At 70.2% G+C, this 26,977-nt stretch carries 25 protein-coding genes and 1 pseudogene; 10 read left to right on the forward strand and 16 right to left on the reverse strand.

The features are described 5' to 3' along the window. Positions 1-264 precede the first annotated feature (264 nt). On the forward strand, positions 265-3,171 hold the full coding sequence (locus AC2D8W_RS10285; protein WP_484671466.1) for a TonB-dependent receptor domain-containing protein: 2,907 nt from the start codon (positions 265-267) through the stop codon (positions 3,169-3,171). Between the two features lie 81 nt (positions 3,172-3,252). Here the strand turns inward: AC2D8W_RS10285 and AC2D8W_RS10290 are convergent, their stop codons facing one another. The 5 genes from AC2D8W_RS10290 to AC2D8W_RS10310 all read right to left on the reverse strand — a co-directional run bounded on the left by AC2D8W_RS10290 (position 3,253) and on the right by AC2D8W_RS10310 (position 7,542). Beyond that, the gene (locus AC2D8W_RS10290; RefSeq protein WP_484671467.1) at positions 3,253-4,545 is read right to left on the reverse strand and encodes a metal-dependent hydrolase family protein; all 1,293 of its coding nucleotides are present in this window, start codon (positions 4,543-4,545) and stop codon (positions 3,253-3,255) included. Positions 4,546-5,205: 660 nt separating this feature from the next. Further along, positions 5,206-5,631 carry a CBS domain-containing protein gene (locus tag AC2D8W_RS10295; protein WP_484671468.1) on the reverse strand — a complete coding sequence of 142 codons (426 nt, stop codon included), beginning with the start codon at positions 5,629-5,631 and terminating at the stop codon, positions 5,206-5,208. Between the two features lie 11 nt (positions 5,632-5,642). Continuing rightward, positions 5,643-5,822, reverse strand: coding sequence for a hypothetical protein (locus AC2D8W_RS10300; protein WP_484671469.1), 180 nt, complete (start codon positions 5,820-5,822; stop codon positions 5,643-5,645). 84 nt (positions 5,823-5,906) lie between these two features. Continuing rightward, positions 5,907-6,269 (reverse strand): c-type cytochrome, encoded by a 363-nt coding sequence (locus AC2D8W_RS10305; RefSeq protein WP_484671470.1) that lies wholly within the window; start codon positions 6,267-6,269, stop codon positions 5,907-5,909. A 79-nt stretch (positions 6,270-6,348) separates the two neighbouring features. Then, on the reverse strand, positions 6,349-7,542 hold the full coding sequence (locus AC2D8W_RS10310; protein ID WP_484671471.1) for an MFS transporter: 1,194 nt from the start codon (positions 7,540-7,542) through the stop codon (positions 6,349-6,351). A 170-nt stretch (positions 7,543-7,712) separates the two neighbouring features. On the opposite strand from AC2D8W_RS10310, the gene AC2D8W_RS10315 reads away from it, so the two are divergent. Further along, entirely contained in the window at positions 7,713-8,009 is a 297-nt protein-coding gene (locus tag AC2D8W_RS10315) for a glycine zipper 2TM domain-containing protein (protein WP_484671472.1), read from the forward strand. Here AC2D8W_RS10315 and AC2D8W_RS10320 read toward each other — a convergent pair. The 6 genes and pseudogenes from AC2D8W_RS10320 to AC2D8W_RS10345 all read right to left on the reverse strand — a co-directional run bounded on the left by AC2D8W_RS10320 (position 8,000) and on the right by AC2D8W_RS10345 (position 12,812). Then, entirely contained in the window at positions 8,000-9,610 is a 1,611-nt protein-coding gene (locus tag AC2D8W_RS10320; protein WP_484671473.1) for a peptide ABC transporter substrate-binding protein, read from the reverse strand. The two genes, AC2D8W_RS10315 and AC2D8W_RS10320, sit on opposite strands and share 10 nt — an antisense overlap. Positions 9,611-9,643: 33 nt before the next feature. Next, entirely contained in the window at positions 9,644-9,916 is a 273-nt protein-coding gene (locus AC2D8W_RS10325; protein WP_293483263.1) for an usg protein, read from the reverse strand. A gap of 135 nt (positions 9,917-10,051) precedes the next feature. Beyond that, positions 10,052-10,621 carry an NUDIX domain-containing protein gene (locus tag AC2D8W_RS10330; RefSeq protein ID WP_484671474.1) on the reverse strand — a complete coding sequence of 190 codons (570 nt, stop codon included), beginning with the start codon at positions 10,619-10,621 and terminating at the stop codon, positions 10,052-10,054. Between the two features lie 280 nt (positions 10,622-10,901). Continuing rightward, positions 10,902-11,015 (reverse strand): annotated as a pseudogene (locus tag AC2D8W_RS10335) (PEPxxWA-CTERM sorting domain-containing protein); the annotation flags it as partial. A 1,138-nt stretch (positions 11,016-12,153) separates the two neighbouring features. Then, positions 12,154-12,585, reverse strand: a complete 432-nt coding sequence (locus AC2D8W_RS10340; RefSeq protein WP_293483270.1) for a Dps family protein — start codon at positions 12,583-12,585, stop codon at positions 12,154-12,156. Positions 12,586-12,599: 14 nt separating this feature from the next. Further along, positions 12,600-12,812: a DUF2061 domain-containing protein gene (locus AC2D8W_RS10345; RefSeq protein WP_484671475.1), complete on the reverse strand. Its 213-nt coding sequence runs from the start codon at positions 12,810-12,812 to the stop codon at positions 12,600-12,602. A gap of 209 nt (positions 12,813-13,021) precedes the next feature. Here AC2D8W_RS10345 and AC2D8W_RS10350 point away from each other — a divergent pair, with 209 nt between their 5' ends. Together AC2D8W_RS10350 and AC2D8W_RS10355 are read left to right on the forward strand one after the other, a co-directional pair. Next, positions 13,022-14,284 (forward strand): LLM class flavin-dependent oxidoreductase, encoded by a 1,263-nt coding sequence (locus tag AC2D8W_RS10350; protein ID WP_484671476.1) that lies wholly within the window; start codon positions 13,022-13,024, stop codon positions 14,282-14,284. Positions 14,285-14,295: 11 nt separating this feature from the next. Next, positions 14,296-15,075, forward strand: coding sequence for an alpha/beta fold hydrolase (locus AC2D8W_RS10355; protein ID WP_484671477.1), 780 nt, complete (start codon positions 14,296-14,298; stop codon positions 15,073-15,075). Here AC2D8W_RS10355 and AC2D8W_RS10360 read toward each other — a convergent pair. Next, entirely contained in the window at positions 15,072-15,602 is a 531-nt protein-coding gene (locus AC2D8W_RS10360; protein WP_484671839.1) for an SAM-dependent methyltransferase, read from the reverse strand. The genes AC2D8W_RS10355 and AC2D8W_RS10360 overlap by 4 nt on opposite strands. Positions 15,603-15,764: 162 nt before the next feature. Between AC2D8W_RS10360 and AC2D8W_RS10365 the strand changes: the two genes are divergently transcribed. From AC2D8W_RS10365 to AC2D8W_RS10375, 3 genes are all read left to right on the forward strand, one after another. Then, positions 15,765-16,124 (forward strand): hypothetical protein, encoded by a 360-nt coding sequence (locus AC2D8W_RS10365; RefSeq protein ID WP_484671478.1) that lies wholly within the window; start codon positions 15,765-15,767, stop codon positions 16,122-16,124. An 82-nt stretch (positions 16,125-16,206) separates the two neighbouring features. Beyond that, complete coding sequence (locus AC2D8W_RS10370; protein WP_484671479.1) at positions 16,207-16,779, forward strand: alpha-ketoglutarate-dependent dioxygenase AlkB; 573 nt, start codon at positions 16,207-16,209, stop codon at positions 16,777-16,779. A 58-nt stretch (positions 16,780-16,837) separates the two neighbouring features. Further along, positions 16,838-18,475, forward strand: a complete 1,638-nt coding sequence (locus AC2D8W_RS10375) for an alpha/beta hydrolase family protein (protein WP_484671480.1) — start codon at positions 16,838-16,840, stop codon at positions 18,473-18,475. Here the strand turns inward: AC2D8W_RS10375 and AC2D8W_RS10380 are convergent. Then, positions 18,472-18,663, reverse strand: coding sequence for a hypothetical protein (locus AC2D8W_RS10380; RefSeq protein WP_484671481.1), 192 nt, complete (start codon positions 18,661-18,663; stop codon positions 18,472-18,474). The genes AC2D8W_RS10375 and AC2D8W_RS10380 overlap by 4 nt on opposite strands. Before the next feature lie 146 nt (positions 18,664-18,809). Here AC2D8W_RS10380 and AC2D8W_RS10385 point away from each other — a divergent pair, with 146 nt between their 5' ends. From AC2D8W_RS10385 to AC2D8W_RS10395, 3 genes are all read left to right on the forward strand, one after another. Next, the gene (locus AC2D8W_RS10385) at positions 18,810-19,226 is read left to right on the forward strand and encodes a rubrerythrin family protein (RefSeq protein WP_293482286.1); all 417 of its coding nucleotides are present in this window, start codon (positions 18,810-18,812) and stop codon (positions 19,224-19,226) included. A 67-nt stretch (positions 19,227-19,293) separates the two neighbouring features. Further along, positions 19,294-20,676, forward strand: coding sequence for a (Fe-S)-binding protein (locus AC2D8W_RS10390; protein ID WP_484671482.1), 1,383 nt, complete (start codon positions 19,294-19,296; stop codon positions 20,674-20,676). Continuing rightward, on the forward strand, positions 20,676-21,269 hold the full coding sequence (locus AC2D8W_RS10395; RefSeq protein WP_293482284.1) for a DUF3501 family protein: 594 nt from the start codon (positions 20,676-20,678) through the stop codon (positions 21,267-21,269). The genes AC2D8W_RS10390 and AC2D8W_RS10395 overlap by 1 nt, the downstream gene beginning before the upstream one ends. Positions 21,270-21,364: 95 nt before the next feature. Here the strand turns inward: AC2D8W_RS10395 and AC2D8W_RS10400 are convergent, their stop codons facing one another. From AC2D8W_RS10400 to AC2D8W_RS10410, 3 genes are all read right to left on the reverse strand, one after another. Then, a complete protein-coding gene (locus AC2D8W_RS10400) occupies positions 21,365-23,314 on the reverse strand; it encodes a methyl-accepting chemotaxis protein (protein WP_484671483.1) in 1,950 nt (649 codons plus the stop codon). Between the two features lie 83 nt (positions 23,315-23,397). Then, the gene (locus tag AC2D8W_RS10405) at positions 23,398-23,877 is read right to left on the reverse strand and encodes a chemotaxis protein CheW (RefSeq protein ID WP_293482403.1); all 480 of its coding nucleotides are present in this window, start codon (positions 23,875-23,877) and stop codon (positions 23,398-23,400) included. Next, complete coding sequence (locus AC2D8W_RS10410; RefSeq protein ID WP_484671484.1) at positions 23,874-26,906, reverse strand: hybrid sensor histidine kinase/response regulator; 3,033 nt, start codon at positions 26,904-26,906, stop codon at positions 23,874-23,876. Before AC2D8W_RS10410 ends, AC2D8W_RS10405 begins: the two co-directional genes overlap by 4 nt. Positions 26,907-26,977: the final 71 nt, after the last annotated feature.

Genomic DNA, 26,977 nt, shown 5'->3' on the forward strand with positions numbered 1-26,977 from the left:
GGATTCGCGCGGCAGGGGCGCGTGGGCGGGGTCGCAGTTGCGCTCCGGGCCCGCGGGCCGCCCTCGCTGCGGGGGACCTGCACCGGCCGCTCACCCAGATTCGTGAACAAATATTGCGCTCGTGTAACGAATTCCCGTGACGGCGCGAAACTTCTTGCCCTCAATTGCCTGTGCAGGTCGGCCCGCAAAACTGAGGCCGCCGCGGGAGGAAGTCATATGGGAAAACACAGGTTCCTGTGCGGCGTTTCTGTCATAGCCGCATCAGTGGCGTTCGGGGCCTCGGGCTCCGCATTTGCGCAAAGCTCCGCGCCCTCGGGCCAGGCCTCCACGGAGGTCACCGAGGTCGTCGTCACCGGCTCGTTCATCGCCGGAACGCCGAAGGACACCGCGATTCCGGTGGCCGTGATCGGGCAGGAGGAACTGGAGCGGCGGGGCTCGCCCTCGGTGCTCGAGATCATCAAGACCCTGCCGGTCAGCGGCCCGGTGCTGGGTGATTCCAACCAGTTCTCGGTGGCGGCGCAGGGCCGCTCGGGCGGCGGCACGATCAACATCCGCGGGCTGGGCGCCCAGCGCACCCTGGTGCTGATGAACGGCCGGCGCTTCTCGGGCTACGTCTCCGACACCAACCTGCTGCCGGTCGCGGCGATCGGGCGGGTGGAGATCCTGAAGGACGGCGCCGCGGCCACCTACGGCTCGGACGCCATCGGCGGGGTGGCGAACTTCATCACCCGCACCAACTTCGAGGGGCTCGAGCTGCAGGGCGACTATCGCTTCGTGGACGGCTCCAAGGGGGACTACGGCGCCAGCGCTCTCTACGGCTGGCGCAGCGAGACCTCGAACCTGCTGGTCAGCCTCGCCTACCAGCACCGCTCCGAACTTGCCATTCCCGACCGCGACTGGGTGCTGCAGCCCTACCTTCGCAATCCGTCGGGCTGGTCGGTGCTGGGCAACCCGGGCGCCTACACCATCCGCAACGGCGCGGGTGGGACGATCGGCTTCGCGGTGGACGCCAACTGCAACGCCGTCGGCGGCTTCGCCGGGTTCACCGGCGCGACGCCGGCCTGCTACTTCAGCTACCTGCCCTTCGACAACCTGGTCGAGGAGGAGGACCGCTACCAGGCCTACGCCGAGTTCAACGCCGACGTGGGTGAGACGGGGAAATTCCACGTCGAGGCGCTGTACGCCCAGACCAGCATCCCCGGCATCCGCTTCTCGCCGGGCTATCCGCCCACCTCCGGTCCGAACGGGCCGGGCAGCGTCAACGTCTATTCGATCCCGGCCTCGAACCCGGGCTTCAACACCTTCCTGCAGCAGACCGGCAACACGGCCCTGATCGGGACGGCGCAGAGCGCGCTGGCCACGCTCTGGCGGCCGTTCGCCAACGGCGGCAACAACTCGACCGGCGGCCTGGGCGGCCAGAAGGGCAGCCGCAAGTACGAGGAGTGGCGGATCTCCTCCTATCTCCGCGGCGAGACGGGCTTCTTCGGCATCGGCTACGACATCGGCCTCACCTACATCAAGGAGAAGCAGGACCAGCAGACGACCGACATCCTGATCGACCGCCTGCAGCGCGCGCTGAACGGGCTCGGCGGGCCGAACTGCACGGGCAACACGCCCGGCGCCAACGGCTGCCAGTACTTCAACCCGTTCTCCAACGCCTACCCCGGCAACCCGGCGCTGGGGCTGACGAACCCCGGGTTCGTCTCGGCCAACGCCAACAGCCGCGAACTGGTGGCCTCGCTGTTCGACCGGCAGAAGTTCCTGGCCACGCAGGACACCTTCGTCCTCGACGTCGTCCTGAACGGGACGCTGCCCATCACCCTGCCGGGCGGCGAGATCGGCTGGGCCGCCGGCTATCAGTACCGCAAGATCGACTACAACCAGCGGATCGGCAGCCCGTTCTACAACGCCCAGGTCACGCCGTGTCCGGTGGCGGGCAGCACGTCGTGCACGTTCCGGACGGGGCCCTACATCTTCCTCGGGCAGAACATCCCGCTCGATCTGGAGCAGGACGTCTACGCGCTGTTCACCGAGCTGAACGTGCCCATCACCGAGGCCCTCAACGCCCAGCTCGCGCTGCGCTACGAGGACTACGGCGGCGCCACCGGCTCCACCACCAATCCCCAGGCGCGGGTGAAGTGGCAGGTCCTGGACGCCCTGGCGTTGCGGGGCTCCGTCGGCACGTCCTTCCGCGGCCCGACCGCGGGCAACGTCGCGCCTACCGGCGTCACCGGCCTCTCCGGCATCACCGCCGCGGGCAACAACTTCAAGTCCGTGGACTTCTTCGGCAACCCGAACACGGGACCTGAGAAGGCGCTGACCTACTCGGTGGGCGCCATCGTGCAGTGGGGCAACCTCACCGCGACGGTGGACTACTGGTACTACCGCCTGAAGGACCAGATCACGACGGTGCCGGCCAACATCGTGGCCACCGCCGTGGCCGGCATCGGCAACGGCAGCCAGGCGGTCAACTGCGCCAGCGCGCTCCGCAACCTGATCACCTTCAACAACAACAACGCCTGCATCCAGGGCGTGACGGTCGGCAACGACATCGCGCGCGTCCGGTCGGACACCACCAACGGTCCGACCATCAAGACCACCGGCCTCGACGTGGAGGTGAACTACCGGTTCGACGACCTGATGGGCGGCTCGCTCGATGTGGGCGGGACGGTCAGCTACGTCTTCGACTTCAAGCAGGCCGCCTTCGTGTTCGGCGGCGTGACGGTCTCGCCGGCCTACGAGGCGGCCGGCTTCACGAACTACGACCGCCTGCCGGGCACCATCCCTGACTGGCGCGGCCAGTTCTACGCCGACTACCACCGCGACCGGCACAGCCTGCGCTGGACGATCAACTACGTGGACGGCGCCACGGACAACCGCGGCCCCACCACCGTCCAGACCGGCCCGTCCACCAACTGCACGGTGGCCAACGCCCGGGCCGGCACGGCGACCAACTGCCAGCTCACCACCCTGGGCCTGCGCGTGCGCAAGTTCATCACGCACGACCTGACCTACCGGCTGGAGTGGGGCGACGACGTGGTGATCACCGCGTCGGTGCTGAACCTGCTCGACCGCGAGCCGTCCAAGGCCCGCCTCGAGCTCAGCTACGATCCCTTTATCGGCAACCCCCTGGAGCGGACCTTCAAGATCACCGCGAAGAAGACGTTCTAGGCCGATCGGCTCCACCGGCCCTCGCCGGCCTCTCCCGCCGCCCTGCGTCGGGAGGGGAGCGAGGCCGGTGGCGCACGGTCCTCACGGTCCCTTGTGGACCACCCCGGCCTTCATCACGAAGCCCACCTTCGTCAGCACGCCCACGTCCTTCAGCGGGTCGCCGTCCACGGCGATGAGGTCGGCGGCGTGGCCCGGCGTCAGCGAGCCCGCCTCGGCCGACACCTGCAGGTGGTCCGCCGCATGGACCGTGGCCGCCTGAATCGCCTCGAGCGGGCTCAGCCCCGCGCGGACCAGCAGCGCGAACTCGCCGGCGTTGTCGCCGTGCGCCGAGACGCCGGTGTCGGTGCCGAAGGCGATCTTGACCCCGCCCTGGTGCGCGCGCCGCACCATCTCGATCATCCTGGGACCGGCCTCGATCGCCTTGGCCGACTGGGCCGGCGTGAGGAAGTTGTTCGGGCCCGTGGCCACCCGGTAGACGAAGTCGCCCGCCATGAGCGTCGGCACCAGGTAGGCGCCGTTCTTCTTCATGGCCGCGACGCCCTCGGCGTCCAGGAAGGTGCCGTGCTCGATGGAGTCGCCGCCGGCCTTCATGAAGCTCACGATGCCGTCGCCGCCGTGGGCGTGGGCGGTCACGCGGCGGCCCATGCGGTGGGCGGTCTCGACGATGGCGTTCAGCTCGTCCTGGCTGAACTGCTGGGCCAGTCCCGCGGCGGTGTTCGACAGCACCCCGCCGGTGGCCGTGATCTTGATGACGTCGACGCCCTGCTGGACCTGCTGGCGTACGGCGCGCGCGCAGTCGTCGGCGCCCGAGCACACCGAGTTGGGCCGCAGCAGGTGCATGATGTCGTCGCGGAACCCGTTCACGTCGCCGTGGCCGCCGTGCACCGAGATGGCCGAGCCCGAGGCGACGATGCGCGGGCCCGGGACGTCCCCCGCCGCCGTGGCCTTGCGCAGCGCCAGGATCGCATTGGTGTCGGCCCCCAGGTCGGCGACCGTGGTGAAGCCCGCCATCAGCGTGCGCCGGGCGTAGCGGGCGCCGACCAGCGCCTGCTCGGCCGACGACTGGGTCACCTCCTCCAGGCGCGCATTGGGGTTCTGCTCGCCCGTCAGGTGGACGTGGCTGTCGATCAGGCCGGGCAGGACGAAGCGGGTCTTCAGGTCGATCACCGCCGCGCCCGGCTCGGAGATGTAGCCGTCGGCGATCCGGACGACCTTGCCCCCGCGGATCACCAGGGACTTCTGCGTCTCGACCTTGCCCGAAGCGGGATCGACCAGCACCCGTCCGGCATGGACGACGGTCGTGGCCTGGGTCTGGGCCGCGGCCGGCGTCGCCAGCGCGGCGGCCGCCGCGGCGGCCAGGAGGAAGGATCGCAACGGTAGAGCCCCCGGGGGTTGAACAGCCCGCCGGACCTTACGTCGTTTGCGCCCGCCGCCGCTAGTTCCGAGAGGAGGCCTGCCCGCAGCGCTGGCGCCCCTCCACCCTGCTGGCGTGCAGGGGAGGACCGGGGTCGCCAACCGCTGTCATCCCGGTTTCCGCGCAGCGGAACACCGGACTCCGCCTTTCCGGACGAAGCGCGGCGTCGGTGCCCGCGGGCCGCCACGGCCATCGGGCGCGTATGGGTCCCGGTCTTCGCCTGCGGCGAAACCGGGATGACAGCCGTGGGGTGGGAGGACGCAGAGCGCGCACCGCGACCGCCGCGCCTCCCCCGCGATCTCTGCGATCAAGTCGGGCCATGCTCCCCCCCTGGAGGAGCTCGCGAAGCGAGAGGGGGTCTGGCCGCGACGCCGGCGCGCCCTCCACCCTGCTGCGCAGGGGAGGACCGGGGGGCCAACCGCTGTCATCCCGGTTTCCGCGCAGCGGAACACCGGGACCCATAGACTCCGCCTTTCCGGACGAAGCGCAACGGCGCCGCCCGCGGGCCGCCACGGCCATCGGGCGCGTATGGGTCCCGGTCTTCGCCTGCGGCGAAACCGGGATGACAGCCGTCGGAATCTTCGGCCTGCCCCCGTCCTGCCGTCCGCGGTAGCGCCGCCTCACTGCGCCGCGGGGGAATTTTCCGAGATCTCCTCCAGGGTGCGGCCCACGGCCTTCGCGCCATAGTCCACGGCGATGTCGCCCAGGGAGAGGATGCCGCAGAGCCGGCCCCCCTCGCCCAGCACCACCAGGCGCCGGATCTGCCGCGACCCCATCTTGGCCGCGGCGTCCGCCACGTTGTCGTCCTCGGCGCAGGTCTCGACGCCCTCGGTCATCACCTCGGAGACCGGCGTGTCCAGGCTGCCCGCCTCGGCGACGATCCGGAGCACGATGTCGCGGTCGGTGATCAGGCCGACGACCTTGCCGTCGTCGACGACCGGCACCGCGCCCGTCTCGATCCGCGCCATCGTCTGGGCCACCTCGCGCACGGTCGTGCGCGGCGTGGCGGTCACGACCTGGGCGGTCATCACTTCGCTGACGTTCATGGCCGTCCCTCCTAGCTGCTCTTGCGGTCGCCGCGGTCGCCGTCGCCCTTCTTGGCGACGGTCTTGGCCTTCTGCCGGCGGTCGGCCGCCAGCGACTTGCCGACGCTTACCTGGTCCTGCGTGAACTGGCCCTCGGCGTCCCTTCGCACGTAGCGCTTGGAATTGCCGGTATCGATGGTCTCGCGGGGCATCGGGTTCTCCTCGCTGTGTCTGTCAGCGAGGGGAAAGGTCCGAACGGGGCAGGTCGTTCCGCAGGCCGACCCCGGGCCTGCGCCTCAGCTCTTCTGCCGCGACTGGACGCTGTCGAGATAGCGGATGATGGCCTGGACGTCCGAAGGCGGGAAGCTGAAGGCCGGCATGGCCGGATGGCCGGTCAGGATGCCCTCGGCCAGGGCCTCGGCCAGCATCTCGGGCTCGTAGCGCCTGTGCAGGTCGCGCAGGGGCGGCGCGCCGCGCAGCGGGCTCGTGTCCTGTTGCTCCACGGCGTGGCAGCCCGCGCAGTGGCGGCGCACCAGCGTCTCGCCGCGGGCCAGGTCGACGTCGCCGGGCGCAGCCTGCGGGGCAGGCTGGCAGGCGCCGGCGGCGGCGGCCAGCGCCAGCATGCCGCCCAGCAGCCAGGCCGCATGCGCCCTTGTCATCGCTCGAAGCTCCATCGGCATGGCCGCGCCTCCATCGGCCCACGATCCCCGGGTCCGCAGGGTTCGGCCTTGACGGCGATCAAGCCGCGCTTCGGGTCACGCGTCCCAGGGCCGCCACGATCACCGCGGCGGCGAGGCCCGCCGGGGCGATGGTGAGGAAGACCTGTTCGGGCGTCGCGCCGGCGTTGCGCAGCTCTCCGGCGATCAGCGGCCCGAAGATCGAGCCGAGACGCCCGACGCCCACGGCGGCGCCGGCCCCCGCAGCGCGCAGGTGGACCGGGTAGATGAGCGGCGCGACGGCGTAGAGCGTGAACTGGGCGCCCATCACCAGGAAGCCCGCCGCGGCGCTGAGGGCCAGGATGGCGGGCGAGGCGTCGGCCAGGGCGAACCCGGCCATGGCGGCCGCCAGCGCGAGGTAGACCACAGCCAGGGGCCAGCGCCACCCGAACCGGTCGGCCACCGCCGCCACGGCCAGCGACCCCACGACGCCCGCGACGTTGAACGCCATCGCCGCGGCGAAGCCCTCCGAGGCGGCGTGGCCCTTGTCGACCACGAGCGTCGGCAGCCAGTTGAGCGCCAGGTAGAGCACCACGAGGGTGAGCATGAAGGCCGCCCAGACCAGCAGCGTGGGCGCGGCGCGCCGTTCGCCGAACAGGGCCCGCATCAGGTTGCGGTCGGCCGACGGGTCGGGCTGGGGGCGCGTCTCCGGCAGCAGGAAGACCAGCACGGGCACGAGGACCAGCGGCGCCAGTCCCCCCGCCACGAAGATCGCGCGCCAGTCCAGCTCGGGCCCGGCCAGCCGCGCGATCAGCGCCGCCGTCGCCCCGCCCACGGGCATGCCGCAGAACATGGCGGCCACCGTGGCCGAGCGCCGCTCGGGCCGGCTGATCTCGACCGCGACCGCGATCAGGTTGGGCATGGCCCCGCCGAATCCCAGGCCGGTGGCGAAGCGCGCCAGGAGCATGGTCTCGTACGATCCCGCCATGGCGGTGACGAGCGAGAAGAGCCCGAAGGCGGCGACCGAGGCCACGAGCACCGGCTTGCGCCCGGTGCGGTCGGCCGCCCAGCCGCCGATCAGGGCGCCCACGACGAGACCCATCATGGCGGCGCTGCCCGCCCAGCCCAGCTGGGCCGGATCCAGCCCCAGCTCGGGCGCCATCAGCGGCGCGGCCACGCCGAAGGCCTGGATGTCGTAGCCCTCGACGGCGGCGATCAGGAAGCAGATGAGGACGATGAGCCGCGCGCCTGCGCGTCCGCCCGTGGCCGTAGTCATGTCGTGCGTCTCCCCGACTCACGCACCCGCCCCACCATCGCGCGAACACGGGCCCGACGCCATGCTTGTGGCCAAGCTGCGTCACACCCCCGCCTGAAACCCGGCGCTGCCTTGGGAGTTAGGTGACCCGCCTCGAACCGCGAGGCGCGCCAAGCTCGAAGGAGGCCACGATGCGCAACAGGATTCTCGCCGCCGCGGTGTTCGGCGCCGTCGGACTTTCGCTGGCGGCCGTTCCCGCCCCGGCCGAGGCGGCCAAGCGGGTGCTCGTCTGCAAGAGCGTCAAGAAGTCCGCCAACAAGGGCACGGTGATCGGCGCGGTGGCCGGCGGCGTCCTGGGCAACCAGCTGGCCGGCAACGGCGCGCGCACGGAGGGCACGCTGCTGGGCGCCGGCGTCGGCGCGGTGGCCGGCCACCAGATCGCCAAGTCGAACGCCAAGAAGAAGCGCTGCCGCTACGTCTATCGCTGAGGCTTCAGGCAGAGCCAGCGGGTGCGGTGGAAGTTGGGGGCGTTGTCCACCCAGCCCGTGACCCGGCGGCTCACCAGGTTGCGGTTCACCACGAAGTAGACCGGGATCATGGCCTCCTCGTCCAGCATCAGCTGCTCGGCGCGGGCGAGGATGCGCGCCCGTGCGGCGAGGTCCGGCTCCTGGTCGGCCGCGGCGAGTAGCGCGTCGTAGGCCGGGTTCTTGTAGTCCCCGTAGTTCTGCGCCCCGGTGTCGCTCTTGAAGAGCCCCAGGAAGGTCACGGGATCGTTGAAGTCGCCGTACCAGCTCATCGAGCCGATCTCGAAGGCGCGGTTGCGGTAGGCGGCGAACGCGACGCCCGCCTCGTTCTGCTCGATCCGGGGTTCGACGCCGATCGCCCGCCAGTCGGCCTGCACCGCCTCCATCAGCAGGAGTGTGTCGGTGTTGTTGGGCGTGGTGATGGTGAGCTTCAGCGGCCGCGCCGCGGTGTAGCCCGCCTCGGCCAGCAGCCGCCGCGCCTGCGCCTGCCGCTCGGCGAACGGCAGGCCCGCCCAGCGCAACCTGGGCCCCTCGCCCGCGCCCACGTAGCCTGCGGTGATCGGCGGCGTGAAGGCGTAGGCCGGCTGCTGCCCCGCGCGCAGCAGCTTCGCGGTGATGAAGTCGCGGTCCACCGCCATCGACAGCGCCCGGCGCACGCGGACGTCGCGGAAGGCCGCCACGTCGCGGGTGTTGAACGACAGGTAGGCCGTGGCCAGCGAGACCCCGGTGCGGGCCACGCCCGGCATGGTCTTCTGCAGCCGCTCGTAGCGGTTCGACTGGAAGCGGGTGTTCAGGTCCAGCTCGCCGCGCGCCACCCGCCGCTCGGCCGAGACCACGTCGGGCGTCGGATAGTAGTTCACTCGGTCGAGGCAGACATTGGCGGCGTCCCAGAAGTAGGGGTTCTTCTCCACCGAGATCCGGTCGCCCAGCCGCCATCCCGTCAGCCGGAACGGCCCGTTGCCCACATAGCGCCCCGGCTGCACCCAGCCGTCGCCGTACCGCTCCACCACGTGCCGCGGCGCGGGGAAGAAGCTCTGGTGCTTGAGCAGTTCGGGCAGATAGGGCGCTGGATGCGCCAGCCGGATCTCCACCGTGCGGGGATCGGGCGCGCGGACGCCGAGCGCGGTGAGCGGCGCCTTGCCCTCGTTCACCGCCTGGCCGTTCTCGATCACGTAGAGCAGGTAGGCGTAGATGGAGGCCGTCTTCGGATCGAGCGTGCGCCGCAGGCCGAACACGAAGTCGTCCGCGGTCACGGGCCGCCCGTCCGACCAGCGCGCCGGGCGCAGGTGGAAGGTCCAGGTGAGGCCGTCGGCGCTGGTCGTCCAGCGCTCGGCCGCGCCCGGGATCGGCTTGGCGTCCGGGCTGTCGGTGGTCAGCCCCATCATAAGGTCGCCGATGATCGCGGCCTCGTCGAGCAGGTTGGCCTTCTGCGGGTCGAGCGTCTGCGGCTCGGAGTTGTTGCCGTACTCCAGGCAGACCTTGCCGGCCGGGCAGGCCGCCCGCTGGGGCTCACCCTGGCAGGCGGCCAGGAGCAGGGCGAGGAGAAGCACGGCGCGGCGGATCACGCCCGCATCAGTCTACGCAGACCCGCGTCCTGTCTAGTTCAGCCGGAAGTCCGCCCCGACGGCCCGCAGCTCCGCCGGCTTGATCAGCTTGCAGTGGCCCACCGTCACCTTGAACAGCGGCCCCTCCAGGGTGCGATGCCAGAAGTCCAGGAACTTCCGCAGCGTGGGGAACTCCGGGAAGATGTCGTAATCCTGCCAGATGTAGCTCTGCAGGAGCGAAGGATGGTCGGGCAGCCGGTACAGGATCTCGGCCGTCGTCAGGCCATAGCCGGCCAGCTGCTTCCGGAATTCGGGCGACGCTTTCATTCAGTTCCACCTCGCACGCGTTGGACCGCAGGGGCCACGCCGCACGGGCGGGGCCGCACACCCTGACAGTACGCACGATTCTGAACAAAAGTTTCAAGATTCCAATATGTTAGCACTCATACGGCAAGGCTGCTGCTAGCCGAACAGCTCGGGCCGCCGCACCCGCAGGGCCAGGATCAGCGCCAGCGACTTCAGGTCCTCGATCCGGCGCTGCTCCACCCAGGTCCAGAGCAGCGACAGCGGGACCTCCTCCACGGCGATCAGCTCGTTCTCGCCCTCGACCCCGCCGCCGGCGGCCACGCGGTCTGCGGCCCGGTACTCGGCCAGGAACAGGTCGATCCGCTCGGACGACACGCCGGGCGTCGAGAACGGCGACCCCACGGCCTCCAGCCGCCCCAGACGCACCCCGCACTCCTCCAGCGCCTCGCGGACGGCGGTGTCCTCGGCGTCCTCGTTGTCGACCATCCCCGCCGGCGCCTCCAGGAGCGCCGGCGTGCCGCCCGCCCAGATCACCGGCGCCCGCGGCAGGTTCACCATCAGCGCCGTCCGCCGCTCCGGATCGTAGGGCAGCACGCAGGCCGCCCGGCCGTGGTGCTCGATCTCGCGCCGGAAGGTCGTCCCGTCCGGCCCGGCCAGCGTGGCCACCAGCAGCGTCAGGTAGCCCTGGTAGGCCGTCTCGACCTTGCGGAGTTCGACCGTCGACATTTCGCCATGCTCCCACCCCGCTCTGGGCCGGGCACGGCGCGCAGCGTCGCGCCGGTGTCGGCGTCCGTCACGGGGTCACCCGCCATGCCCGACATCGGCGGTCAGGTCGAGCCGGCGCGCGCCCCTGGCCGCCGCTTCGGCGACGCCGCGATCGGCAGAGGTCCTGCAGACGCGAAGGCGGCCCACCGGCGGGTGCGCGGCGGGCCGCCCTGTCGTCTGCTGCAAGCGTCGTGGAGGCGATTCAGCTTGCGCGCTCCGCGCCGCGACGCCTCTTCGGCCGTCAGGCCGGCGTGAGGGCGGCCGCGCGGCTGTTGCGCCGGCGCAGCATGGCGCCCAGCCCACCGAAGCCGATGATCATCAGGGCCCAGGAGGCGGGCTCGGGGATCGCGGCGCTCGCCGGCACGCCGACAGCCCCTTGTGCGTACAGCGATTGCCCGGCGGTCGCGCCGTTGTTCTTCACGGTGAGGCTGGTGAAGCCGTCCGACCGGACCCCCGAGAATGTGGAGATCGCGGACAGGAAGAACTGGATGGGCGGGTGTTCGCCCTGCGTGAACGTCAGCGGACCCGTCCATGTGAACACGAGGTTCTCCACGGTCGGATCGTCGGTGAAGCCGGGCACCGGCTGGAACGCGTCGGGATCGGTGGACACCGTGCTCGTGAACTCGGTCGTCGCCTCGATGAACGGGTTCGGCAGTGCGCCGAAGCCGACGAAGCCGGCGAAGTCGTAGATGATCAGCCCGTCGCCGGGGCGGACGCCGGCGTCGCTGTCGAGCGTGAGGTTGTAGAGGAACTCGAAGTTGGATCCGGAGGGCGTGACCGCGTCCAGCGTCGGAGTGACGCCGGCCGCGTGCGCGCTCCCGGCCAGCACCAAGGTGGCCGCGGCAGCGAAGAGGAGCTTTTTCATGAAGGGGCTTCCACACGTCAAAAGGTTGACGTAGCTCCAACCAGAGCCAGCGAGCGATGTTCCAGCTCCGCCGCGATTTCGCCGCAAATTCTGCACGGGAATGCGTCGCGGCCGCGGCGGCGGGAGGGGGACCCCGGCTCTGAAGGCGCGGCTGAAGCGCGACCTGGCGGCCGCCGCCAACCAGGCCGGGAAGAGAACCGCAAACCATCGCGAACCCACGCCAACCAGCCCGAGCGGCCCCGCCGACGCCTCATGGACGCTGTTCGCGATGGTTGGCGATGGTTCGCGGTTCAATCGAGCCGCGCCCGCGACTGCGCAGCCGTCGCTCATGCGCACCAAGAATGAACACGAATGCACACGAATAATGGGGCCCGGGCCGCCCCGCGACCATTCGTGTTCTTCGTGTTCATTCGTGGTCGATCACACGCGCCTTCGGCCTGAAGCCCATCGCCCGCTGGCGCACCTGCCCGACCCGCTCGGCGTGAGCCGGCGCCATAGGCGCGAAGCGCCCACAAGAACCGCGGAACACGCGGAATTATACGGAACACCCCTGCACGTCGCGAACACGTTCGCGATGGTTGGCGATGGTTTGCGGTTCAAGCCAAACGGCGCCTGCGGCGCGCGGCCCTCAGCCCAGCGTCGCGCGCAGCATCCAGGCGTGTTTCTGGTGTGCGTCGATGCGGGCGTCGATGACCGCGGCGGTGACGTCGTCGGCGCCCTCGCGGGCGGCCTTGGCGGCGGCGATCAGCGCCTCGTGGTCGGCGACCAGCTCGCGCAGCATGCCGGCGGCGTCCTGGTGCGGGTCGCCGTCCTTGATCGACGACAGCCGGGCGAAGGCGGCGTAGCCCTGCGGCGCCAGCTGGCCCAGCGCGCGGATCCGCTCGGCCACCAGGTCGATGGCGGTCCACATCTCGGTGTACTGCTCCATGAACATGCCGTGCAGCGCATGGAAGTTCATGCCGCGGACGTTCCAGTGGTAGCCGTGGGTCTTGAGGTAGACGGCGTAGGTGTCGGCCAGCAGCTTCGACAGCTCGCCCGCGACCTTGTCCTGGGTTTCCATGGCGTTCGTCCTCCTCAACGGGAATGGGGGTGGGCGCCGACCCGGACAGGCACGGCGCGGGGCCGCCAGGCGCGCTCGTGCAGCGCGTAGGCGATGGTCTGGAACACCGGCTCGATCAGGCCGACGGCCAGCGCCGCCTGCCAGTTGCGCGTCAGCGCGTAGGCCACCGCGATGGCGACGGTCATGTGGACGACCGACCAGCTGACGGTCTTGGCGGCGAGGCGCATCGGGACTTCCTTCCAGTGACGGCAGAGATAGGCGCCCGCGCGCCTAAAATCCAATCGATCGTTCCGTCATTTGGAATAGATCGTACCTATGACGAGCGATCGCCGCTTGGCGCCTGCCCGCCTTCGGTTATCGTCGATCAGACAGCTCCAGCCGGCCGGTCACCGGGACGGCGCCCAAGAACAGATGCGAGCTGCAGGGAGACGCGCCCATGAAGTTCACATGGTTCAACCTGATGCCGTGGCCGTATCTGCCGGACGATTTCCGGGAGACCCACCGGTCCGTCTGGGTCGACATCGACCAGCGCCTGTTCGATCCCGTGAAGAGCCATGAGGTCTACAACACCTACATGGACCTCCTGGAGTACGCCGGCACGCTGGGCTTCGACGGCATCGGGGTCAATGAGCACCACCAGAACGGCTACGGCATCATGCCGTCGCCCAACATCATCGCCGCCGGCCTGGCGCGCCGCACGAAGGAGCCGGCCATTGTGGTGCTGGGCAATTCCATCGCGCTCTACAATCCGCCGGTCCGGGTGGCCGAGGAGTTCGCGATGCTGGACTGCATCTCGGGCGGGCGCCTGGTGGCCGGCTTCCCGGTCGGCACCTCGATGGACACCAACTACTGCTACGGCCAGATCCCCAGCCTGACGCGCGAGAAGTACAACGAGGCGCACGACCTGATCATCAAGGCCTGGACCGAGCGCGACCCGTTCGCCTTCAACGGCCGCTACAACAAGCTGCGCCACGTGAACATCTGGCCGCGGCCGATCCAGCAGCCGCATCCGCCGGTGCATATCCCGGGCGGCGGCTCGGTCGAGACCTACGACTTCTGCATCGACAACACCTACAGCTACTCCTACCTCAGCTTCTCGGGCTACCTGCGCGCCAAGGCGCTGATGCAGGGCTACTGGAACCGGGTCGAGGAGCGCGGCGCGCCCGACAAGAGCCCCTACCGGGCCGGCTTCGCCCAGACGATCTGCGTGGCCGAGACCGACGCCGAGGCCAAGAAGCTGTACGAGGAGCACGTCAGCTATTTCTACAACCGCTGCCTGCACGTCTATCCGGGCTTCGCGGACGCGCCCGGCTACCGCACCATCAAGACCATCCAGACCGGCGCGCTGTCACAATACGCCCCGCCCGTGGGCGGCTATTCCCAGCTCTCCTGGGAGGAGCTGACCGAGCAGGGCCACGTGATCGCGGGCTCGCCCGAGACGGTGCGCCAGCGGATGGAGGACCTGATCAAGGGCCTGCACGTGGGCAACATCTTCTGCCTCATGCACGTGGGGAACATGCCGGCCGACAAGTGCATGTACTCGACGAGGCTGTTCGCCGAGAAGGTGATGCCGCACCTGCGGAACATGTTCCCGGACTATGCGGACGACGACCGCTTCTGGTGCAAGCCGCTGTCGAAGATCGCCACCGCCGGCGACCTGCCGGCCGCCCCGGCGCGCGCGCCGATCCCGGCCGAGTGAGGGAGCGCCAGATGTTCGAACTGAAGACCGTCCAGACCCACTACGCGCCGGTCCGCTACCTGGTCGGCGGCGCCGGCCCCGACCTCGTCTACCTGCATGGCGCGGGGGGGATCGCGGCCGAGGATCCGCTGCTGGCCGAGCTGGCGAAGAGCCATCGCGTCTACGCTCCGCTGGTCCCCGGCTACGGCGACTCGGAGGAGGCGCCCGAGATCCGCGACATGCTGGATTTCACGCTCCACACCTGGGACGTGGTCCAGGCCCTGGGCCTGAAGGACCCGATCCTGGTGGGCCACTCCATGGGCGGCATGATCGCGGCCGAGATGGCGGCGGTGCAGCCCAACGACGTCTCGCGGCTGGCCCTGATCGCCCCCGCCGGCCTCTGGGACGACGACCACCCCATCGCCGACCTCTTCGCCACCATGCCCTACGAGATGCCGGCGCTCCTGTTCCACGACGCGGAAGCCGGCGCGGCGATGCTGACCGCGGGGCGGAACGTGACCGACCCCAACTTCCTGCAGACCTACCTGGTGACCAACGCCCGGCAGCTCGGCATGGCGGGGCGCATCCTGTTCCCCATCCCTGAGCGCGGGCTGTCCGGCCGGATGCACCGCATCCGCGCGAAGACGGTCATCGTCTGGGGCGACTCCGACCGGCTGATCCCGCCGGTCTACGCCCATGGCTTCAAGAAGGGCATCGCCGGCGCCGAGCTGGTCTCGATCCCCGAAGCCGGCCACATGGTCACCCTGGAGCGGCCGAAGGCCGTGGCCGAGGCCATCGCGCGGTTGGGCTAGGGCGTAGGGCGCTCGGGCACGCGCCAGAGGTAGATCTCCGAGCCGTCGGCCATCTCCCGGGTGGCCTCCGGCCGCCAGTCGCCCATGTCCCAGGCGTGGCTGACGATCCGCGTGCCCGGCTTCAGCGCCAGCAGCTTCGGCCGCAGGCGCAGGTTCAGGTCGGGCAGCAGGTAGAGCGTGACCACCGTCGCCTCCGACAGGTCCGTCGCGAACAGGTCCTGCCGCCGGAACTCGACCAGATGGCCGACGCCCGCGGCCCGGGCGTTGGCGCGGGCCTCGCGCACCCGCTCGGCGCTCAGCTCGACCCCCAGGCCGCGCGCGCCGAACCGCCGCGCCGCCTCGATCGGGATCCGCCCGTCGCCGGAGCCCAGGTCGTAGACCACGTCGCCCGCGCGCACCTCGCCCAGCTCAAGCATGGCGGACACCGTCGACTGCGGCGTGGGCACGTAGATGACGTCGATCCCGCGGTCAGAGGGCACGCTCTGGCAGGCCGCCAGGACCAGCGCCGCGAGGGCTGCGACGAGCATCTTCACGACGACCGCTCCTTTCACGCCTGCGTGATCTGGCGTGAACCAAACCAGCCGAACCGGGTTTTCGCAAACCGTCGGAGGCCATCGGCGTCAAGACGCTCTGGCCGCCGCCGCAAGACGAGGGACCGACACATCCCACGCCTTTGAGGAGAGAACACGATGAAGACCCTGATCCTTCCCCTCGCCGTCGCCACGGCGCTGACCGCCGGCGCCGCCACGGCGCAACCCTACGGCTGGGGCTCCGCACGCTCGCTCGACGAGCGCCAGGACATGCTGATGCACCGCATCGACCGCGGCGAGGCCACCGGCCAGCTGACCCGGCGCGAGGCGTACCGGCTGAAGATGGAGTTCAACGCCATCGCCCGGCTCGAGGCCCGCTATCGCTACAACGGCCTGTCCCGCTGGGAAGCCAACGACCTGATGCAGCGGCTGGACAACCTGCAGCACAGCGTCCGCATGGCCCGCCGCGACGACGACCGTCGCCGCTACGGCTATAACGACCAGCGGCCCATGTACTAAGGGCCCGACGACCAGTCCGACGTTGCGGCGGCGGGAAGGATCATCCTTCCCGCCGCCGTCGTTTCCGGGCACGGGATGGACCATGGCCGCCGACCTGTTCGACCTGCCGCCGCAGGGCCCTCCAGGCTTCGCCTACCGCCCCGCATTCGTCACGCAAGACGAGGAAGCCGGACTACTCGCGCGCCTGGGCGAGCTCGACTTCCAGCCGTTCCAGTTTCAGGGCTACGAGGCGCGGCGACGCGTTGTGTCGTTTGGGTGGCGCTACGAGTTCAGCGGCGCGGGCGCCCTGGTCGAGGCGTCGCCCCTGCCCGATTGGCTCTTGCCGCTGCGCGACCGCGCGGCGGCCTTCGCGGGCGCGCCCGCCGACGACTTCGTGCACGTGCTGATCAACGAGTATCGCGAAGGCGCGCCCATCGGCTGGCATCGGGACCGGCCGCAGTTCGACAAGGTCGTCGGCGTGTCGCTGAACGCGGCGGCGGTCATGCGCTTCCGCCGCCGGGTGGGATCGCGGTTCGAGCGGCTGAACGCCCCCCTCGCTCCGCGCTCGGCCTACCTGCTCGGCGGCGAGGCGAGATGGACCTGGGAGCACAGCCTTCCGGAGGCCAAGGCGCACCGCTTCTCGATCACCTTCCGCAATCTGCGCGCCCCCGCCTGACCAAGGGCGTTGCAGCGGGTGCTCAGACCGTGTCGGATGACGCGCGGGAGGGCGAAGCATGACCCATGTGGATCTGGCGCTGATCGGCGCGCTGGTCGCGTTCGTCCTGGCCTGGTGGTTCCGCCCGCTGCCGGGGCGCCTGGCCATCCTGTGGACCCTCGCCGCGCTTGTCGTGCTGCTGGGCCTCTACGGGCTGATCGACGACCGCTGGCAGAATGGCGTCGGCGCCGCCGTGGGTGTGGTGTTCCTGCTGGTGCTGGGGATCAACCGGCTGCGCCGCGCCCCCCGGCGCGAGGGCCGGCCCTACGTTTCCGGCCCGCTGTTCGGCATCCTCGCGGCCGTCGCCGTGGCGGCGATCGTGCTGTTCCCGGTCGATCCGCTCCCCAAGCCGTCCGGCCGCCATCCGGTCGGCGTGCGGAGCTTCGAGCTGGTCGACGCCGCCCGCCCGGGCCTCATCGCGGCCAGGCCCGAGGAACTGCGCCGCCTGCTGGTCCGGGTCTGGTACCCGGCGGGATCGGTGGCCGGGCTCAAGCCGCGCCGGTACTTTTCCGAGGCCGAGGCGGATACGACGGCGCGGACGCTGGGCGAGCTGGTCGGTTTCGGTCCGTTCTTCACCTACGTGAAGCACGTGCGGACCAATTCGTACGAGGCGGCGCCGCTGCTGGCCGGCGCGACAGGACTGCCCGTGGTCTTCTACAGCCATGGCTACACCTCGTTCCTGTCCCAGAACACGGTGCTGATGGAGGAGCTGGCGAGCCACGGCTACGTCGTCGTCTCGGTCCAGCACACCTACGACTCGTCCTCGACCGTGTTCCCGAACGGGGACGTGGCGCCGGCAGATCCGAAGCTCGCCGACATGGCGCAGGAGACCGACGGCCCGGTCGCCAGGGCGCAGAACCAGGCCATCGGAGGCGCCACGCTCGACGAGCGGCTGGAAGGCTACCTGGCGCTCCGCGAGATGGCGCTGTCCGGCCAGAACGACCGGCTGGCCCGCAGCGGCGAGATCTGGGCGGCTGACCGCATCTTCGTGCACGACCAGCTTCAGCGCGGCGCCGCGCCGCCGGCGATCCGCGAGATCCTGGCCGCCGCCGACCTGTCCCGCGTCGGCGAGATGGGCATGTCGTTCGGCGGCGCCACCACCGGCACGGTGTGCATGCGCGACCGCCGGTGCGCGGCCGGCGTGAACCTGGACGGCGGGGACTTCCCCTTCGCGGCCTTCGCCGCCGACGTGCCTGCGCCGTTCCTGATGTTCCACTCCGACGTGGCCAACATCAGCAAGCGCGTGGGCGCGCCGCCGCCCGTCCAGCCGCGGAGCTTCAACGAGTTCAGCTACGAGCCGTTCGCCACGGCCGGACGGCGCGCCGATGTGTACCGCGTCCAGCTGAAGGGCTCGCAGCACCTGGGGCTGTCGGACTTCTCGCTGTTCGTACGCCGTCCTGTGCGCGACCCGCTGTTCGGCTCCGCGCCGGCGACGGTGATGGTCGGGGCGCAGAACGACTTCGTGCGCGCGTTCTTCGATCGCCACCTTCGCGGCGCGGACAACCGCTTCCCGCAGCCGCAACTGGCCCGCTACCAGCGGTGGGTCACGCCGCTGAGGGTGGACGCCGTGCGCGCCTGGTGGGCGGCCAAGCCTGCGGAAGAGCAGGCCGGCATCCTGGCCCGGATCGAAAAGGCCCGGGCCGCGCCTACGCCTTAGGCCGTCCGGCCTTCGCCGGTCTCGCGACGGGCCTTCTCGAGGTCTTCGCCTTCCGGACCGTCGAGGGCGGCCTCGGCCTCGCGGGCCTTCTCCTCGACAGGACCGTTCTCGGCGAAGTCGTGCTGCATCTCCTGGTACTTCTTGCCCGAGACGTAGTCGCCTTCACCCTGGATCTTGTTGTCAGCCATTGCAGGAACTCCTCGCTACCCGGCGAGGAACCCCGAAGCCGAGATACGGCTCCATAGATCGCGTCGATGGGCGGCATAGAACCAATCATGTTGATCCCGCGCGCCGCAGGGTCATAGTCCCGCCTGACGTTCAGGGAGATGAACAAATGTCGCTCGCGAGCAGCAAGACGATCGAGAACCTCAAGGCCGCCTTCGCCGGCGAGAGCCAGGCGAACCGCCGCTACCTCTACTTCGCGCAGAAGGCCGACGTGGAAGGCTACAACGACGTCGCCGCCGTGTTCCGCTCGACGGCGGAAGGCGAGACCGGCCACGCGCACGGGCACCTGGAGTTCATGGAAGGCGTCGGCGATCCCGCCACGGGTCTGCCGATCGGCGGCACCGCCGACAATCTGAAGGCCGCCATCGCCGGCGAGACGCACGAGTACACCGACATGTACCCGGGCATGGCGCGCACGGCGCGCGAGGAAGGCTTCGACGAGATCGCCGACTGGTTCGAGACCCTCGCCAAGGCCGAGAAGAGCCACGCCGGCCGCTTCCAGCGCGCGCTCGACACTCTGGACTGATCCGTTCCAAGGCGTGTCATCCCGGCCGCGCCAGGCCGGGATGACACTGTGTTTCGAGGGCTGAGGCTTGAGCGAAGACCGCACCGCACCCGAGGCGTCCGGCGGGCCTCCGCGCGAGGGCAGCCTCGATGCGCCGTTCCGCCGGCCGATCGCCTGGCAGGACCCGGACTACTACGACCTTGAGAAGGTCCACGCCGAACTGCAGCGGCAGTTCGACGTCTGTCACACGTGCCGGCGCTGCTTCAACCTGTGCGACAGCTTCCCGCGCATGTTCGACGCCATCGACGAGGGCCCGACGGGCGAGATCGACGGCATCGGGCCCAAGGAGCACGCGCACATCGCGGAGGCCTGCACCCTCTGCGACATGTGCTTCCTGACGAAGTGCCCCTACGTCCCGCCGCACCCGTTCGACATCGACATTCCGCACCTGATCCTGCGCTACCGGGCCGCCAAGCGGCGGGAGGGCCACAAGGAGTGGGTGCGCGAGCAGCTGGGCGAGACCGACCGCAACGGCAAGCTGGCCAAGCCGGTCGCGCCCATCGCCAACTGGGCCAGCGCGCGCAGCAACACGCCGCTCCGCAAGCTGCTGGAGTCCATCGCCCACATCGACGCCGAGGCCGAGCTGCCGAGGTATGTCAGCAAGACGGCGAGCGACCGGCTGAAGGGGCCCATGGCGCCCAACCCGAACGGGCCCGCCTTCGGCAAGCGCAAGGTGGCGATCTACGCGACCTGCTTCGTCGACTACAACAAGCCCGACACGGCCGTGGCCGCCGCCCGGGTGCTGGCGCACCAGGGCTGCGAGGTGAAGCTGGTCTACCCCGAGTGCTGCCGGATGCCCCAGCTCGAGGCCGGCGACCTCAAGACCGTCGCCGGCGCGGCCGAGCGGGTGTCGAAGGTCTTCGCACCCCTGGTCGCCGACGGCTGGGACGTGGTGGCGCTCACCGCGTCGTGCGGCCTGATGATGAAGTTCGAATGGCCGCTGATGTTGCCCGAGAATAAGGACGTGGCGCACCTCTCGCGGGCGACCAAGGACATCTGCGAGTACGTGGTGGAGCTCTCCAAGGCCTATGGCCTCGCCGAGGGCATCCAACCGCAGAGCGGCGGCGTCACCGTCCACCACGCCTGCCATGCGCGCGCCCAGAACATGGGCGCCAAGTCGGTGGAGATGCTGAAGCTGATCCCCGGCCTGAAGGTCGACATCGTCGAGCGCTGCTCGGGCCATGGCGGCACGTTCGGCGTGATGAAGGGCACCCATGAGGTCGCCAACAAGGTGGGCCGCCCCGCCGCCCGGCAGGTGATCGCCAAGGGCAACGAGACCCTCTGCTCGGACTGCCCCCTCGCCTGCAAGCACATGGTTCAGCTGATCGCGGACGACACCAAGGTCGAGACGCCGGCCCCGGTCGAGGCGCACCCGATCGAGGTCATGGCGCGCGCGTACGGAGTGATGTGATGCCGATTTCGGAACGCAGGGTCACGCTTCAGGATCTGTTGCCCGACGCCGAGTTCGCCCAGCGCCGCAAGGCCTGGCGGAGCGAGCTCCTGCCGGTGAAGCGGCTGCGCCGGATCGAGCTCGGCCCGCACTGCACGTTCTACTTCGAGTGCTTCGACACCATGCTCTTCCAGATCCAGGAGATGCTCCTGATCGAGAAGGGCGGGGCCGAGCAGGCGCCGGACGAGCTGGCCGCCTACAATCCGCTCATCCCTCAGGGGTCCGAGCTGGTCGCCACGGTCATGTTCGAGATCGACGACCCGCTGCGCCGCCAGACGATCCTGTCGCGGCTCGGCGGCGTCGAGGACTGCTTCTTCCTGCAGGTCGGCGGCGAACGGATCGCCGGCGTGCCCGAGGGCGACGTCGAGCGCACCCGCGAGGACGGCAAGACCAGCTCGGTCCACTTCCTGCGCTTCCCGCTGAAGCCCGAACACATCGCCCGCTTCCGCGACCCGGCCACGGAGATCCTCGTGGGCTGCGGCCACGAGCGCTACAGCCACCTCGCCGGGCTGTCGCCCGCCACGCGCGCCGAACTGTCTCGCGACTTCGCCTGACGCAGGAACGGGCCGACGCGAAAAGGGGCCGGCCCTTGACGGGCCGACCCCCTTCCTGACGCCGGGCGCCCCGAGGGGCGCCGGAACCCGAAGTCCTACTTCAGCAGCGTGTCCACCTGGCTGGTGAGCGTGACCGCCTGGGCGGCCAGCTCGTCCGACGCGGCCAGCAGCTCGGCCGAGGCCTCGCCGGTCTGGACCACGCCTTCGCGCAGCCGCTCGATGTTCGACGACACCTCGCGGGTGCTTTCCGCCGCTTCCACGACGTTGGACGAGATCTCGCCCGTGGCCGCCGACTGCTCCTCGACGGCGCTCGCAATCGCCGAGGCGATCTCGGCCACCTTGCCGATGGTCTCGGCGATGCCGTGGATCGCGGTCACCGAGGTGGCCGTCGCCTGCTGCATCGCCGCCACTTCCGACGAAATCTCGTGGGTGGCCTTGGCGGTCTGGTCCGAGAGGCTCTTCACCTCCGAGGCCACCACCGCGAAGCCCTTGCCGGCGTCGCCGGCGCGGGCCGCCTCGATGGTCGCGTTCAGCGCCAGCAGCTTGGTCTGGCCGGCGATGTTGTTGATCAGCGTGACCACGTTGCCGATCTTCTGCGCCGCCTCGGCCAGGGACTGGATCGCCGCGCTGGTCTTGTCGGTCTCGGCCACCGCCTGCTGGGTGATGTTGGTGGACTCGGCGACCTGGCGGGCGATCTCGGCGATCGACGCCGACAGCTCCTCGCCCGCGGCCGACACCGTCTGGACGTTCGTGGACGCCACCTGGGCGGCGTTGGACACGGACGTCGCCTGGTCCGAGGCTTCCTGCGCGGTCTGCGACATCGACTCGGCGGTGGCGCGCATCTCGGCGGCCGCCGACGACACGATCTCGGCCACCTCGCGGACACGCTCGGCGGCGCGGCGCTGCTCGGTGATCTCGGTGATGTCGGTGGCGTACTTCACGACCTTGTAGGGGCGGCCGTTCAGGTCGAGGATCGGGTTGTAGCTGGCCTGCAGCCAGATCTCCTTCCCGCCCTTGCCGAAGCGCTGGAACTTGCCGCTGACCAGTTCACCGTGCGCCAGGCGGTCCCACATCCCGCGATATTCGGACGTCTGGCGCTCGTCGGGGCTGACGAACATGCTGTGGTGCTGGCCGCGGATTTCGTCGATCGAGTAGCCGACCGTGGCGAGGAAGTTGGGGTTTGCGTTCTGGATCTTGCCCTCGAGGCTGAACTCGATCACGGCCATCGCCTTGCTGATGGCGTCGATCTGGCCCTCGAAGTCGGCCGTCTGCATCCGCTGTTCGGTGATGTCGGTGGCGTACTTCACGACGCGGAAGGGCTTGCCGTTGCCGTCCAGCACCGGGTTGTAGCTGGCCTGGATCCAGATCTCGCGGCCGCCCTTGGCGATGCGCTTGTAGACGGCGGCGTCGAACTCGCCGCGGCCCAGCTTCTCCCAAAACGCGCGGTAGGCCGGGGCGCTGGCCTCCGCCGGGTCGACGAACATCCGGTGATGCTGACCCTGGATCTCGGACAGCGAGTAGCCGAGGGCGTTCAGGAAGTTCTCGTTGGCGTTCAGGATCGTGCCGTCGAGGTTGAACTCGATGACCGCCTGCGACTTGTCGATGGCCGAAAGCATCCCGCTGGCGCGGCGCTGCTCGGTGACGTTGGCCCACTCCAGCACGTTGCCCACGTACGCGCCGGACTCGTCGATCACCGAGCTGATGTTCAGGGCGAAGCGCAGCTCGCCGATCGTGATCTCGGCCTTGTGCGGCGCGGCCAGCGGCTGGGCCAGGAGCCGGCGCTGATGCGCCGGGTTCTTGTGGAACCCGTCGATGTTGGCGCCGATGATGTTGTTCACGTCCAGCGTCGGATACGCCGCGCGGAAGGCCGCGGCGTTGTTGACGATCAGGTCGCGCGTGGCCTGGTTCACGTAGGTGATGTTGAAATCGAGGTCGATCATCATCACCGCGGAGGTGGCGCCGTCGACGGCCGTGCGGATGGCCGCCGGCAGGTCGAACTCGGGCTCGTCGGGGGTGATCGCGCGGGCTGCCGCAGATCGGGACATGGTCATCTTCCTTCTAGGCCGCCGTCAGGCGGTATTGGCGCGGGTTGGGACGGGAAACGAGGCGGGGTCGCCGGGTGCAGGGGTCAGGCCGCATGGGCGACCGACCCGAGATTGAGGAGCTGGTCGACGTCGACCACCAGCAGCAGCTCGCCCTCCAGCCGGTAGAGGCCGGAGCAGACCGAGCGCCAGTGAGCCGACAGCGTGACCGGCGTGGGTTCGTGCTCGGTGGGCGCCAGCCAGAGCACGTCGCCCACGTCGTCGACGATCAGGGCGTAGAGTTCGCCCGTCCGCTCGACGATCACGCTCATGAAGCTGTCGCCGGGGGCGCGGTCGGCCATCCGGAGACGGCGGCGCATGTCGATCGCCGTGACGATGCGGCCGCGCAGGTTGAGCGAACCGGCGACCTCGGGCGGACCCATCGGCACGCGGTTGATCGCGGTCTGGGCGATCACGTCCTGCACCTTCAGGACGGGAACGCCGAACGTCTGCTCGCCGACCCGGATCGAGACGAGCCCTTCGGGTTCGGTCGCGTTGGAATGACTGGCGTCGGTCGACGGATTCATGCGGCGCCTTTCAGTTCACCAAGGGCTTCGGAGACGGCGTCGAGCAGGCTGGCGCGCTGCTTGGTCTGCAGGCCGTTCTCGAGCGACAGGCTGAGCAGCGGCGTCCGGTGCCACGCCTCGGCGCGCGCGAAGGCTCCGGCGAAGGCGCGGGCCTCCGCGGGGTTGGACGTGTCGGCCATGATGAGCTGGAAGGTCTCGCCGGCGTCGTACAGCGCCATGGCGGCTTCCGGATCCGACGCGACCTTCACCTCGTAGCCCGCCTGGCCCAGCAGCGGGGCCAGCAGGAGCTGGGCGAAGGCGCTGCCGTCGATGACGAGCAGCCGGCGCGCGCCCGCCGGCGCCTTCTGGGCCGGCGCCGCTTCGGCGCGCGGAGCCACAGGCGCGGCCGGCGCGGCGGCGGGGGCGAGGTCGCCCTCGTTCAGGGCGCGACGCCAGTAGTGGTCTACGTCGATGAGCTCGGTCGCGGCGCCCTCGATGATCAGGCTGCCCGACGCGGCCTGGCCCACGGACTCCAGGTCCGTCCTCACGGTGCTCTCGACGATGTCGACGATCTCGTGCGCCAGGAGGCCCACGGCGCGCTCGCCGCGGGCGAAGACCAGCAGCGGCCGCGCCTCGTCGGTATCCCACGTCTCGGCAGGCGCCGCATTCGTCCCGACGATGGGCATCAGGCGGCCGCGATACTGGATGACCGTGCGGCCATCGACCTTCTCGATCTGGCTGGGCGAAAGCTCCTCGATGCGCGAGACGAGCGACAGCGGCGTCGCCTTCAGCGCCTCGTCCGAGGCGCGGAACACCAGCATCGCCGTCCGCTCCTCGCGGCGCGCATCCGCGCTCTCGATCTCCGCGGCCTGGCTGGCCGAAGCCTGCGAGGCGCCGGCCTCCACCGACACGCCCTTGAGGTCGAGGATCAGGATGACCGAGCCGTCGCCGAGGATGGTCGCGCCCGAGTAGAGCTTGAGATGCCGCAGGACCGTGGCCACCGGCTTCACCACGATCTCCTCGGTGTCGAAGACGCGGTCGACGATCACGCCGAAGGTGAAGCCGCCCACCTTGGCGACGACGATGCAGGTTTCCGCCGACGGCTCGTCCGACGGCTCCAGCTGCAGGAGCTGCTGCAGCGAGACGAGCGGCAGGAGACGGTCGCGGAGGCGCAGGACGGCCGCGCCGTCCACGTACTCGACCGCGCGTCCGCTGGCGCCGCTGGCGCTCACCAGCTCCACGACGGACGACTGCGGCAGGGCGAAACGCTCGCCGCAGCACTCGACGATCAGCGCCGACACGATGGTCAGCGTGAGCGGGATGCGGATCAGGAACCGCGTGCCCTCGCCCTCGGCCGACGTCACCTCGATCGTGCCGCCGATCTTCTCGATGTTGGTGCGCACGACGTCCATGCCGACCCCGCGGCCGGACACGCTCGTGACCTCGGCGGCGGTGGAGAAGCCGGGGAGGAAGATGAGCTGCCGCGCGTCGGAGTCGCTGAGCTGCTCGGCCTGGGCCGTGGTGATCAGGCCGGACGAGACCGCCTTGGCGCGGATCCGCTCGGCGGGAAGCCCGCGCCCGTCGTCCGCCACCTCGATGAGGATGGCGCCGCCTTCGTGGCGGGCCTGCAGGGTGATCCGGCCGGTTTCCGACTTGCCGGCGGCGCGGCGTTCCTCCGGCCGCTCCAGCCCGTGGTCCGCGGCGTTGCGGATCATGTGCGTCAGCGGGTCGCGGATCATCTCCAGGACCTGCCGGTCGAGCTCGGTCTCCTGGCCGTACATCGCCAGGTCGATGCTCTTGCCCAGGTCGTGCGCCAGATCGCGCACCAGCCGCGGCAGCTTCGCCCAGGCGCCGCTGATGGGCTGCATGCGCGTGGTCATCACGCCTTCCTGCAGCTCGCTGGTCACCTGGTTGAGACGATTGAGCGGGGCGGCGAACGGGCTTTCCGGCTGGGTCCGCAGGGTCTGGATCAGCTGGTTACGGATGAGCACCAGCTCGCTCACCACGGTCATCAGATGCTCGAGCGCGTCGACGGTGACGCGGATGGTCTGCGGCACGCCGCCATCCGGCGCGGCGGCGGGGACGGCGGCGGCGCCGGCCTGAGCCGGCGTGGCCGGGGCCGGAGCCGTGGCCGTAACGGCGGGAGGCGTCGCCACGGGCGCGGCTTCAGGCTCGGGATCGATCGCCGCGGGGGTTTCCTCGGCCACGGTCACGGGCGCGGGCTCCGGCGGGGCGGCCGGCTCCGGCTGCGGGGCCGGCGCGGACTCCTGCGGGTCGACGGCGGCCGCGGCGGGAAGCGCGCGCTGCCGGAGCATGTCGATCGCCGCGCCGTCCACGTCCAGTTCGTGCAGCGCCCGCGCGATGGCGTCGAACACGACCTCGGCGGCGGCGGGGTCCTTTTCGAAGACCGCCTGGAAGTCGCCGACGGCCTCGGGCTTGCGCGAATGGATGGCCAGGGTGTCCCGTAGCGCGGCGTGCATCGCGTCGCGCTGGTCGATGCCGAAGTGGGCGGCGACGCGCTCGTCGGACGCGAGCACGCAGATCGCGCCCTCGACAGCGGCGTCCAGGGTGGAGTCGTTGCCGATGCGTTCGATCAGCGGCCGCTGCGGCGCCTCGGACGCCGTCTCGGCGGAATCGTCCGGTTGAGGCGTGAGCGCTTCGGCCGCCGGGGCGGCCGGCGTGAGAACGGCTTCAAGGCGCGCGATCAGGTCGGCGTCGTCCCCGGCCGGCTCGGCCCCCGTGGCGGCGAGGCCGTCGATCAGGGTGCGGATGAGGTCGACCGCCTCGAGGATGGTGGAGACGGCGTCGGGCGTGACGGCGAGATCGCCGTCACGGAAGGCGCCCAGGACGTTCTCGGCGGCGTGCGCCACCGTCTGCAGGCGCATGAGGCCCAGGAAGCCGCACGTTCCCTTGATCGTGTGCACGAGACGGAAGATGCCGCCCAGTGTCTCGGGATCGTTCGGGCTCTGCTCGAACCGCACGAGTTCGCTGTCGAGCGCCTCCAGGCCCTCGCGGCTCTCGGCGATGAAGTCGCTGACCAGGTCGTCCAACAGGCCCCCCAAGACACTCGAATCGACGGCGTGTGTTCATGGGGGATGTGGACCGGCGAGAGTTAACGCGT

It is taken from the genome of Phenylobacterium sp. T106 (assembly GCF_057219735.1).